The sequence below is a fragment of the Streptomyces sp. NPDC031466 genome (genome assembly GCF_055581265.1).
In genome coordinates, this window is sequence record NZ_JBVIJT010000008.1 from 298,080 (window position 1) to 308,895 (window position 10,816).

General features: G+C 72.1%; 11 protein-coding genes and 1 pseudogene. 10 read left to right on the forward strand and 2 right to left on the reverse strand.

Annotated features, from left to right (window positions below):
* Positions 1-9 precede the first annotated feature (9 nt).
* Both ACZ5GP_RS21635 and ACZ5GP_RS21640 read left to right on the forward strand, forming a co-directional pair.
* Positions 10-537 carry a sigma-70 family RNA polymerase sigma factor gene (locus tag ACZ5GP_RS21635; RefSeq protein WP_468752385.1) on the forward strand — a complete coding sequence of 176 codons (528 nt, stop codon included), beginning with the start codon at positions 10-12 and terminating at the stop codon, positions 535-537.
* Positions 538-574: 37 nt separating this feature from the next.
* Positions 575-1,078 (forward strand): GNAT family N-acetyltransferase, encoded by a 504-nt coding sequence (locus ACZ5GP_RS21640; protein WP_468752386.1) that lies wholly within the window; start codon positions 575-577, stop codon positions 1,076-1,078.
* 44 nt (positions 1,079-1,122) lie between these two features.
* On the opposite strand, the gene ACZ5GP_RS21645 is transcribed toward ACZ5GP_RS21640, so the two are convergent.
* On the reverse strand, positions 1,123-1,554 hold the full coding sequence (locus ACZ5GP_RS21645; RefSeq protein ID WP_468752387.1) for a hypothetical protein: 432 nt from the start codon (positions 1,552-1,554) through the stop codon (positions 1,123-1,125).
* A gap of 1 nt (position 1,555) precedes the next feature.
* On the reverse strand, positions 1,556-1,915 hold the full coding sequence (locus ACZ5GP_RS21650; RefSeq protein WP_223773597.1) for a hypothetical protein: 360 nt from the start codon (positions 1,913-1,915) through the stop codon (positions 1,556-1,558).
* 70 nt (positions 1,916-1,985) lie between these two features.
* Between ACZ5GP_RS21650 and ACZ5GP_RS21655 the strand changes: the two genes are divergently transcribed.
* The 8 genes and pseudogenes from ACZ5GP_RS21655 to ACZ5GP_RS21690 form a co-directional block, all read left to right on the forward strand.
* Positions 1,986-2,633, forward strand: coding sequence for an HAD-IA family hydrolase (locus ACZ5GP_RS21655; protein ID WP_468752388.1), 648 nt, complete (start codon positions 1,986-1,988; stop codon positions 2,631-2,633).
* Between the two features lie 406 nt (positions 2,634-3,039).
* Entirely contained in the window at positions 3,040-4,098 is a 1,059-nt protein-coding gene (locus ACZ5GP_RS21660; protein ID WP_468752389.1) for a methionine ABC transporter ATP-binding protein, read from the forward strand.
* Complete coding sequence (locus tag ACZ5GP_RS21665) at positions 4,095-4,934, forward strand: methionine ABC transporter permease (RefSeq protein ID WP_468752390.1); 840 nt, start codon at positions 4,095-4,097, stop codon at positions 4,932-4,934. The genes ACZ5GP_RS21660 and ACZ5GP_RS21665 overlap by 4 nt, the downstream gene beginning before the upstream one ends.
* A gap of 72 nt (positions 4,935-5,006) precedes the next feature.
* Positions 5,007-5,840 (forward strand): MetQ/NlpA family ABC transporter substrate-binding protein, encoded by an 834-nt coding sequence (locus ACZ5GP_RS21670; RefSeq protein ID WP_468752391.1) that lies wholly within the window; start codon positions 5,007-5,009, stop codon positions 5,838-5,840.
* 2 nt (positions 5,841-5,842) lie between these two features.
* The gene (locus ACZ5GP_RS21675; protein WP_468752392.1) at positions 5,843-6,679 is read left to right on the forward strand and encodes a MetQ/NlpA family ABC transporter substrate-binding protein; all 837 of its coding nucleotides are present in this window, start codon (positions 5,843-5,845) and stop codon (positions 6,677-6,679) included.
* A gap of 133 nt (positions 6,680-6,812) precedes the next feature.
* Complete coding sequence (locus ACZ5GP_RS21680) at positions 6,813-7,454, forward strand: GNAT family N-acetyltransferase (RefSeq protein ID WP_468752393.1); 642 nt, start codon at positions 6,813-6,815, stop codon at positions 7,452-7,454.
* Between the two features lie 150 nt (positions 7,455-7,604).
* Positions 7,605-8,825, forward strand: a complete 1,221-nt coding sequence (gene cbiE / locus ACZ5GP_RS21685; protein ID WP_468752394.1) for a precorrin-6y C5,15-methyltransferase (decarboxylating) subunit CbiE — start codon at positions 7,605-7,607, stop codon at positions 8,823-8,825.
* A gap of 357 nt (positions 8,826-9,182) precedes the next feature.
* Positions 9,183-10,816, forward strand: a pseudogene (locus ACZ5GP_RS21690) (hypothetical protein); the annotation flags it as partial.

The following is a 10,816-nucleotide window of genomic DNA, read 5'->3' on the forward strand; positions in this document are numbered from 1 at the left end:
CCGCCCGACATGACGTACGAGCTCATTCCCACGCTGATCCCCGCCCTCGGCCCGCTGCTCGCCGCCGAGGCGTCCGCGGAGGCACTCGGCCACGGCGACGACCCCGGCGACCTCGAACAGGCCGTCTGGCTGCGGCTGTTGGAGCGCCTGGAGTCGAAGGGCCCGCCCGCCGACCCGGCGCGGTGGGTGCGCGGCGCCGTCCGGTCCGAGGCGCGCCGCTCCAGGAGCGCCGCCCGGCGCGAGACGGCGTACGCGCAGGAACCCGCCGACGACTCCGAACACGGCCCCGAACAGCGCGCCCTGAGCGCCGACCGACGCCGCAGCCTGTACGCGGCGGTCCGCAGACTGCCCGGCCGCTGCCCCCGCATCGTGGCCGCGCTGCTGTCCCCCAAGGACCTCACCTACCGGGAAATCGCAGGGGAGTTGGGAATGTCACAGGGCAGTCTGGGGCCGGAACGTTCCCGATGCCTGGGATGCCTGCGCAGAATGCTGGCGGCGGAGGTTGCAGCTCCTGCACCGCGGGGAATGGAGCGTTAGACAACCGGTGGAGCAGGTGAGCGGGAGGCATGCACACATGGGCATGAGCGTGACCATCTCGGAGGCGGCGGAAGCGGACGCCGAGCAGATCCTCAAACTGCAATACCTCTGCTACCAGAGCGAGGCCGAGCTCTACGGCGACTACTCGATCGAGCCGCTGACCCAGACTCTCGACTCCATCAAGGCCGAACTGACCACGGGCACCGTCCTGGTGGCCCGCCTCGGCGACGAGGTGGTGGCCTCCGTGCGCGGCACGGCCGACAGCGACGGCACGGCGCGGATCGGCAAGCTCATCGTCCACCCCCGGATGCAGCGGCACGGCCTGGGCGGCCGCCTCCTGCTCGCGATCGAACGCCGGCTCGGCGCGGACAGCACCACCAAGTGCTTCCAGCTCTTCACCGGCCACCGCAGCGAACAGAACCTCCAGCTCTACCGCAAGCACGGCTACGCCCCCGTGAAGACCGAGCGGGTCAACGACCGCCTCACGGTCGTGACCCTGACCAAGGACTCCGACACCCGGGCATACGCGAGAAGCGCCTGACCGAGCCACCGGCCCGGGCAAGCGCGCGGGCGGCGGGCGCGACGCTAGCGTCCCGCCCGCCGCGCCCTCACCAGCCAGAAGATCGCCGTCACCGGCAGGATCACCGGGATGAACAGGTAGCCCATCCCGAAGTCCGACCAGACCGTGGCGTCCGGGAAGGCGGAGGGGTCCGCCAGGGTCCACGTCCCGACGGCCAGTACGCCCACCAGCTCGGCGGCGCAGCACACAAGCGCCGCCCGGCGGGCCGTCTCGCCGCCGCGCACCAGCGAGTACGTGATGAAGCCGTAGACGAGGCCCGCGAGCGCCGACAGCGAGTAGGCGAGCGGGGCCTTGTCGAAGTCCGTCGAGATCTGGACCGCCGAGCGCGAGACCGCGCCGACGACCATCACGCCGTACAGCCACAGCAACAGGATGCCCGGCCCCGTGATCAGCTTCCGGCGGGGCTCGCCCTTGACGCCCTCTTCGGTGTCCGTCATCTCAGCCGCCCCAGATGTCGTAGAGCCGTACCTGGAGCACGGCGAGGACCACGCCGCCCGCGGCGACCGTCAGGGAGCCCCAGCGCGTGCGCTCCGCGAGGGACATGAAGCCCGCCGCCGGGACGCACGCGAAGGAGCCGAGCAGATACGCCACGAAGATCGTCGTGCCCTGTTCCGGGTCCTCGCCGCGCGCCAGCTGGACGATGCCGACGATCAGCTGGACCAGGGCGAGCAGCGTCACCACGCCCATGCCGATGAAGTGCCAGTCCTTGGTCGGCTGGTCGCGGTACGCGGCGAAACCGCACCAGGCGGCGAGGGCGAGCGCGGCCACGGCGGTCGCGATCGTCAGGGCAACAAGCATGCCCGTGACTTTATTACGTGCCCTTTGACCCGATGCTCCTGCCCCCGCAGTGCCCCGTACGCTGGGACCCGTGAAGATCCAGGCCGAAGCGCTCCTGTTCGACAACGACGGCACCCTCATCTCCTCCCTGGAGTCGGTCCACCGCTGCTGGACGCGGTGGGCCACCGAGTACGGGATCACCGCGGAGGAGTTCGCCCGGGTCGAGCTGCACGGCCGCCCCGCCGCCGAGATAGCCGCCGACCTGCTGCCCCCGGAGAAGCTCCCCGAGGCCGTCGCCCGCATCGAGGAGCTGGAGGTGTCCGACGTGGCCGGCGGCGTCCACCTGCTGCCCGGCACCCGCGCACTGCTCGACTCGCTCCCCACGGACAAGTGGGCCGTGGTCACCTCCGCCACCCGCGTCCTGGCCGAGGCCCGGCTCGCCGAGGTCGGCATCCGCCCCGCGCTGCTGATCGCCGCCGACGACATCACGCGCGGCAAGCCCGACCCGGAGCCCTTCCTGCTCGCGGCCGACAAGCTCGGCGTCGACCCGGCGCGCTGCGTGGTGTTCGAGGACGCCCCGGCGGGCCTGGGCGCGGGCCGCGCCGCCGGCATGACGACCGTGGCGTTGGCCACAACCCACGACGTCTCCGAGCTGTCCGCGGACTTCCTGGTCAAGGACCTCTCCGCCGTGTCCGCGCAGGCCACGGCGGGCACCGTGGAGATCACCGTCGCCGACTGACCGTCCCGCCCGGTCCGCCCGCACCCGTCCCACCGCTGTCCGCTATTCGGACAGCGGTGGTGGACGGTCGGCTCACGCGTGTTTTACTTGGGCCCATGACCACGACGAGCAGCCGCACCCTTGCGACCGAGGCGATCACGACGCCCGGTGCTCGTTGTATGTGTCGAATGTGCGCCTTCTGAGGGCCCCCGCACCACCGAAGAGCCTCGCGCCCCGAAGCGAAGCCGCTGTGCCGCGCCCCTGCCCGACGTACGCGACGAGAGCCGTACCGACGCAGGAAGCGAGCTAGCCCCGCGCACACGTCCTCCGGTTCCTATCGCCACCGCGAGAACCGTGCCGCGTTCCGAACGAATGCCCCGTGCCCGGCCACACCCGCGCCGCGCACTCGACAGTGACGGAATCCCCTGTGATCACCACTTCCGGCCTCACCAAGGTCTACCGCTCACGCGGTCGTGAAGTAACCGCCCTCGACGGAGTCGACCTGCACGTCCGCGAGGGTGAGGTGTACGGCGTCATCGGCCAGTCCGGCGCCGGCAAATCCTCGCTGATCCGCTGCGTCAACCTCCTGGAACGCCCCACCTCCGGCACCGTGACCGTCGCGGGCCAGGACCTCACCGCCCTCGCCGGCCGCGGCCCGCGCGCCGGCCGGGAACTGCGCCGGGCCCGCAGCCGCATCGGCATGGTCTTCCAGCACTTCAACCTGCTGTCCTCGCGGACCGTGCAGGACAACGTCGAGCTGCCGCTCGAAATCCTCGGCCTCTCCGGCCAGGAGCGCTCCCGCAAGGCCCTCGCACTGCTCGATCTCGTCGGCCTCGCCGAGAAGGCGAAGTCCTACCCGGCACAGCTCTCCGGTGGCCAGAAGCAGCGCGTCGGCATCGCACGCGCCCTCGCCGGCGACCCGAAGGTGCTGCTCTCCGACGAGGCGACCAGCGCGCTCGACCCGGAGACCACCCGCTCCATCCTGCAGCTGCTGCGCGACCTCAACCAGCAGCTCGGTCTGACCGTCCTGCTCATCACGCACGAGATGGACGTCGTCAAGAGCGTCTGCGACTCCGCCGCCCTCATGGAACGCGGGCAGATCGTCGAGTCCGGCACCGTCAGCGAACTGCTCGCGACGCCCGGCTCCGAGCTGGCCGCCGCGCTCTTCCCCGTCAGCGGCGAGGCGACGGGCGACGACCGCACCGTCGTCGACGTCACCTTCCACGGCGACGCCGCGACCCGGCCGGTCATCTCCCAGCTGTCGCGTACGTACAACATCGACATCTCGATCCTGGGCGCCGCGATGGACACCGTCGCGGGCAGGCAGGTCGGCCGCATGCGCATCGAACTGCCCGGCCGCTTCGAGGAGAACGTCGTCCCGATCGGGTTCCTGCGCGAGCAGGGCCTCCAGGTCGACATCGCGGGCGAGGAGCCCGTGCCCGCGCCCCGGGACGAGACGCTGCTGGTCAAGGAAGGTGCCAAGTGACCTGGTCGGAGATGCAGCCGCTGCTGGAGCAGGCGTGTTGGGACACGCTCTACATGGTGGGCTGGTCGACGCTGATAGCCGTCGTCGCCGGACTGCCGCTGGGTGTCCTGCTCGTCCTCACCGAGCGTGGGGCGCTTCTGCAGAACGCCGTGCTCAACAAGGTCATCGGGCAGGTCGTGAACATCGCCCGCTCGATGCCCTTCATCATCCTGATGGTCGCCCTGATGGGCTTCACGCGCTGGGTGACCGGCACCACCATCGGCCGGGAGGCGGCCCTCGTGCCGCTCGCCGTCGGCGCCATCCCGTTCTTCGCGCGCCTGGTGGAGACCTCGATCCGCGAGGTCGACGGCGGGCTCGTGGAGGCCGTCCAGTCGATGGGCGGCTCCACCTGGACCGTCGTACGCAAGGTCCTCGTGCCGGAGTCGCTGCCCTCGCTGATCTCCGGCGCCACCACCACGATCGTCGCGCTCATCGGCTACTCCGCGATGGCGGGCACGGTCGGCGGCGGCGGCCTCGGCGACCTCGCGCTGCGCTACGGCTACCAGCGCTTCGAGACCGACCTGATGTGGATCACCGTGGCGATCCTCGCCGTGGTCATCTCGATCATCCAGTTCGCGGGCGACTACGCGGCCCGCAGGCTGCACAAGCGCGGCGGCGGCTCCGGTCCGCTGTTCCGGCCGCTGCGCGGGGCGCTGCCCGCCACCGCCGCCGCGGAGTCGACCAGCAAGACCGCCGAGGTCACGCAGGTCGCCGAGACCACCCCGGCCACGCAGGCCACCAAGGCCACCCCGGTCACTGAGGCCACCAAGGCCACCCAGGTCACCAAGACCGGCTGACCGGGCGCAGGCCCGCAGACCGCCCCGCCCACCCGTGCGGGGCCGCACCACCCCTGGAGAAAGGCACTTTTCGTGCGTAACACCGCCAAGATCACCACCGCTGTCCTCGCCGCCGGCGCCCTCACCCTCGGGCTGAGCGCCTGCGGCTCCGACAAGGGCCCCGCGGGCGACAAGGACGGCGCGCTCGTCGTCGCCGCCACCCCGACGCCGCAGGGCCAGATCCTCGACTACGTCCAGAAGAACCTCGCCAAGAAGGCCGGCCTCGACCTGGAGGTGAAGGAGTTCACCGACTACGTCACGCCGAACACCGCCGTCCAGCAGGGCGAGGTCTTCGCGAACTACTTCCAGCACAAGCCGTACCTGGACGACTTCAACAAGAAGAACGGCACGGACATCGTGCCCGTCCCGGGCGCCACCGTGCACCTGGAGCCGCTCGGCGTGTACTCCAAGGGCGTCAAGAAGCTCGGTGACCTGAAGGACGGCGCCACCGTCGCCGTCCCGAACGACACCACGAACGAGGCCCGCGCGCTCAAGCTCCTCGCGGACAACGGCCTCATCGAGCTCAAGAAGGGCGTCGGCTACGACGCGACTCCCAAGGACGTCGCGAAGAACCCGAAGAACCTCAAGTTCAAGGAGCTGGAGGCCGCCCAGCTGCCCCGCTCCCTGAGCGACGTCGACGCCGCGGTGATCAACGGCAACTACGCGCTGGAGGCCAAGCTCAGCCCCGCCAAGGACGCCCTCGCCGCCGAGAAGGCCAAGGGCAACCCGTACGGCAACTTCCTCGCCGTGAAGAAGGGCGACGAGAAGGACCCGCGCGTCAAGAAGCTCGCCAAGCTCCTCACCTCGCCCGAGGTCAAGAAGTTCATCGCCGACAAGTACGACGGCGCCGTCGTCGCGGCGTTCTGATCATGCGTACGACCGTCATCGCCGCCGCGGCGGGCACCCTGGCCCTCGGCCTCGGGCTCACCGCGTGCGGCGGGGACGCCACGGGGTCCGGCGGCGACCAACTCGTCGTCGGGGCCACCCCGACCCCGGCCGGCGAAGTCCTCACGTACGTCCAGGAGCACCTCGCGAAGAAGGCGGGGCTCGACCTGAAGATCACGGAGTTCACGGACTACGTCACGCCGAACACCGCCCTCCAGGAAGGCTCGCTCGACGCCAACCTGTACCAGCACACCCCGTACCTCGAAGACTTCAACGCGTCCAAGAAGACGGACCTGGTGCCGGTGACCGAGGTGTACCTGCCGCCCATGGGCGTGTACGCCAAGAAGACCGAGGACATCGGGCAGCTGAGGCGGGGCGCGACCGTCGCGGTGCCCAACGACACGACCAACGAGGGCCGGGCACTGCAACTGCTCGCCGCCAAGGGCGTCATCGGGCTCAAGAAGGGCGTCGGCACCACCGCGACACCCGAGGACATCACGGCCAACCCCAAGAAGCTCACCGTCAAGCCGCTCGACCCGGCGCAGCTGCCGCGCTCCCTCGACGACGTCGACGCGGCCGTCATCAACAACAACTACGCGCTCGACGCCGGGCTCAGCCCCAAGAAGGACGCCATCCTCCTGGAGTCGCCGAAGCACAACCCGTACAACAACGTCCTCGCCGTCAAGAAGGGCGACGAGGACGACCCGCGGGTGCGCAAACTGGCGAAACTGCTCACCTCGCCCGAGGTGCGGCGCTTCATCGAGGACAAGTACCAGGGCTCCGTCCTGCCCGTCGACAAGAGTCCCGCCGAAGGGAACTGACGGGCAGTCCGCTGCCGCCCGCACCCGGGGTCCCCTCCTGAGGAAGGAGCGGACCCCGTGGTGCGCCCGCGTGCCCGCATGCTGCATGCTGGGCACTTCAGCAGGCCCGAGGTTCCAGGTTACGGAGCGGCGCATGACGACCTTCCCCGACATCTCCATCAGCACGGAGCGGTTGGTGCTGCGCCCGTTCGAGGACGCCGACGTCGCCGCGTACGCGGAGATGATGAACGACGAGATGGTCACCGCCTGGACCTCCGTGCCCCAGCCCTACACCGAGGCCCACGCCCGCGACTGGATCACCCGGCTCGCCCCGGCCGAGCGCGATGAGGGCCGCGGAATCGCCCTCGCCGTCACGGAGTTCCTCACCCAGCGCCTGGTCGGCCTCGTCCACCTGCGCAACACCGACTGGCGGGTGCGCGCCGGCGAGCTGAGCTACGTCATCGCCCCCTGGGCCCGCGGCGAGGGCTACGCCTCCGAGGCGGCGCTCGCCACCGCCCACTGGCTCTTCGACGACCAGGCGTTCCAGCGCATCGAGCTGCGCACCGCCGCCGACAACACCGCAGCCCAGCAGGTCGCCCAGAAGATCGGCTGCGTCAGCGAGGGCGTCCTGCGCGGCGCCTGGATAGCGCGGACGAGGAACGGCGGCGACCCCTTCGGCGGCTGGCTCGAGCTGCGCACCGACCTCATCGTGTGGAGCCTGCTCCCCGAAGACCTCGAAGGCGTGTCCGACAGCCTGGCCGAGAGCGGCTTCTCCGCCTTCTCCGACTGGAACTGAACCCGGCTCGCCCCCCGCCCGGCACGCCCGCCCGGCTCCCCGGCATCCCCGAGTCCCACCAGGTACGCTCGCCCGTGGCCGCGTGCGCGGTCGCCCCCGCAGCCGCCGCCCCGCACTGAAGACCCGCGAGAACCCAGGAGACAGACCAAGATGGCCGACCGGGTCACGGTGATCGGCTGGGACGGTACGCCGCTGACCGACGCGGCACACTCCGCGCTCCGCGCCGCCACACTCGTCGCCGGCGCCGCCCACCACCTGGCGCTGGACGAGATCCCCGCCCAGGCCGAACGGATCCGCCTCGGCAGCGTGGGCCTCGCCGCCCGCCGCATCGCCGCCCACCGCGGCACCGCCGTGGTCCTCGCCGACGGCGACCCCGGCTTCTTCGGTGTCGTCCGCACCCTGCGCGCCCCGGAATTCGGCCTGGAAGTCGAAGTGGTGCCCGCCGTCTCCTCCGTCGCCCAGGCCTTCGCCCGCGCGGGCATGCCCTGGGACGACGCCGAGGTCGTGGTCGCCCACCGCCGCACCCTGCGCCGCGCCGTGAACGTCTGCCGCGCCCACACCAAGGTCGCCGTCCTCACCTCGCCCGGCGCGGGCCCCGCCGAACTGAGCCTGCTGCTCCAGGGCGTCCACCGCACCTTCGTCATCTGCGAGGAGCTGGGCACCGACCACGAGCGGGTCACCGTCGTCACCTCCGACAAGGCGGCCGACCACACCTGGCGCGACCCGAACGTCGTCATCGTCGTCGGCGGGTCCGGCACCGTCCCCTCCTCCGACACCGGCTGGATCGCCGGGCGCGAACCGTCGCTCTCGCCGCGCGGCTGGGCGCTGCCCGCCGCGGAGTACGGCGGCGACATCTGGCTCGGCGAGGGGGAGAGCGACCGGCTGCGGGCCGCCCAACTCGCCCGCCTCGGACCGCGCGCCGGCGACCTCGTCTGGGACATCGGCTGCGGCAGCGGCGCCTTCACCGCGGAGGCGGCCCGCTTCGGCGCCGCCGTGATCGCCGTCGACCGCGACGCCGACGCCCTGGGCCGCACCACCGCCGCGGTGCGCCGCTTCGGGGTCCAGGCGCAGACCGTGCACGGCGTCGCGCCGCACATCCTCGAAGACCTGCCCGAACCCGACGTCGTACGCGTGGGGGGCGGGGGAGCGGCGGTGGTCTCCGCGGTGGCCGACCGCCGTCCCGAGCGCATCGTGACGCACGCGGCGACCCGCGACGCGGCGGAGCTCATCGGCCGGGACCTGTCCGAGCACGGGTACGTCGTCGAATGCGCCCTCCTCCAGTCCGTCGAGATGGACACCCGCGGCTGGCGGGAAGAGAAGCGGACAGTGGCATTCCTGCTGTCCGGAGGGCTGCCGGACCGTTCCCCGTGACCCTGCCGCGGCGGGGTGCGGGGTAGGCTGGCCGATCGTTGTACCGCACCCGGGTGCCCGGCAATTCATTGGTCAAGGTCCGGAAAGTCCACCCGTTCCGGGGGGCCGGTGTGGTACGGCGGGACCGGAGGACGCGCAACGTGGCGCAGTCCACAGCGGGCCGTGGCCGATCAAGCTGCCATGGGGGCGGGTCGACCGGGACAATGCTGGTTGTCCGGTACGCGGTTCGTGCCGCCCGGCGCGCACGCTCGTTGAGGAAGACGGGCGGTTGGTGCGCCGCGCCGGTCAATGGGGCCTCCCCGGCCGAAGGCCGAGGGGCGGTCGAAGAAGCACTAACCGATGGGCGAGGGGTTACGCATGACCGACACCGGCCAGATCCCGGGTGAGGGGCTGCCGGAGGGCGCAGGCAACGGTGTACCTTCCGGCCCCGTGCAGGGCATGGGGGCGCAGCAGCCGGGCGTTCCCGCTCCGGGTGCGTATACCTTCGTGGACCCCGCCGACCCCTCCGAGAACCCCGCCGACGACGACGATCTGCTGCTGATGCCGGGTGCCCAGGGGGCGTGGAGCGAGGCGCAGGCGCAGGCCTACGCGGCTCAGGCCGCCCAGGTGCAGGCCGCCGCCCAGGCCCAGGCCGCGCAGGCCGCTCATCAGCCGGGCCCGCACGAGACCGCGGGCCGGGACAGCGGCTCGGTCGACCTGAACGGCGTCCGCATGCCCGGCGCCGTGTCCGCCGCGTCCCACGCGGGTCCCTCGCGGCGTCCGCTGCACCACGGCCCCTCGGGCCCCGCGGTGCCCGACAGCTCGGGCAGCCCGGTGCGTACGCTCGCCGACCGGGGGCCCGCCGGGGCGACCACCGCGCAGCAGGCCGTGCCGGCGCGGCACGCGGCGCCGTCGGCCGCCGGGCCCGAGTACTTGGACGCCCCGCGCGACGACGCGGCCGCGTCCGGGCCGCGGCTCGGCGAGATCCCCTCGCAGGGCGGCACCCCGCGGGCCGCCGAGCAGGCACCCGCGCCGGAGCAGTTGCCCGAGGCCCAGCACGAGCCGCACGCCGCATCAGCAGAAACGGTCGTCCCAGCGGTGTCAGAGGCCACTGAGGCCATTCAGGCCACTGAGGTCTCTGTCGTCACAGGTGCACCGCAGGCGGCCGAGAATGCCGAGGCGGCCGAGGCGGAGGCGCCGCAGGCCCACGAGGCCTCGCCGGCCCAGGACATCGCCCAGGCCCCTCAGGCTCCGGACGCACCGCAGGCCCCCCAGGCGCCCGTGACCCCGGATCTGTCCGAGGCCGACACGACGACACATGCTCCAGAGGCACCGCAGGCCGCCCAGGCGCCCGTGGCCCAGGACGCGCCCCAGGCCGTCACGACCTCGCAGGCCCCCCAGGCTCCGGAAGCGCCGCAGTTCCCTGACGCGCCGCAGCTCGCGGAAGCCGCCCCTCCGTTCCAGGAGGCGCCGGAAGACGCTCCCGCCGCGCCCATCGCGCCGCCCGCAGCCGAGGTGTACGCGGACCAGACGGCGCGCACTGCCGAGACGGCCCAGGCAGCCGAGATGGTGCAGACGGCGGCGCAGGTGGTCGAGATGACCGAGTCGGCGCAGGCGGCCGAGACTGCCCAGGTAACGCAGGCGGTCGAGGCGACCTCAGCGACCGAAACAGCTCAGGTGGTCGACACGACCTCAGCGACCGAGGCAGCTCAGGTGGTCGAGACGACCGCGGCGACCGAGGCAGCTCAGGTGGTCGAGACGGCCCAGACGGCCGTCGAAGCGGTGCAAGTGGCCGAGACCGCTGACGCGGCGGCCGCGACCGTGGCCCCGGCCATCGTCGCGAGCGCCGATCCGACAGGTCCCGCAAGCGCTGACCCAGCCGTAGCCGCAGGCGCTGACCCGGCCGTCGCCGCGAGCGCCGACCCGACAGTCCCCGCGCCCTCGGCTCCCCCCGCCCCGGAAGCCGTCCCGTTCCCGCACGCGGCTGACGCCGTCGCCGCCCAGGCCGGTCC

Excerpts from the sequence above, each read along its gene's own strand:
- ACZ5GP_RS21635 (WP_468752385.1), top strand. The coding sequence starts at position 10 with ATGACGTACGAGCTCATTCCCACGCTGATCCCCGCCCTCGGCCCGCTG.
- ACZ5GP_RS21640 (WP_468752386.1), top strand. The coding sequence starts at position 575 with ATGGGCATGAGCGTGACCATCTCGGAGGCGGCGGAAGCGGACGCCGAG.
- ACZ5GP_RS21645 (WP_468752387.1), bottom strand. The coding sequence starts at position 1,554 with ATGACGGACACCGAAGAGGGCGTCAAGGGCGAGCCCCGCCGGAAGCTG.
- ACZ5GP_RS21650 (WP_223773597.1), bottom strand. The coding sequence starts at position 1,915 with ATGCTTGTTGCCCTGACGATCGCGACCGCCGTGGCCGCGCTCGCCCTC.
- ACZ5GP_RS21675 (WP_468752392.1), top strand. The coding sequence starts at position 5,843 with ATGCGTACGACCGTCATCGCCGCCGCGGCGGGCACCCTGGCCCTCGGC.
- ACZ5GP_RS21680 (WP_468752393.1), top strand. The coding sequence starts at position 6,813 with ATGACGACCTTCCCCGACATCTCCATCAGCACGGAGCGGTTGGTGCTG.
- cbiE (WP_468752394.1), top strand. The coding sequence starts at position 7,605 with ATGGCCGACCGGGTCACGGTGATCGGCTGGGACGGTACGCCGCTGACC.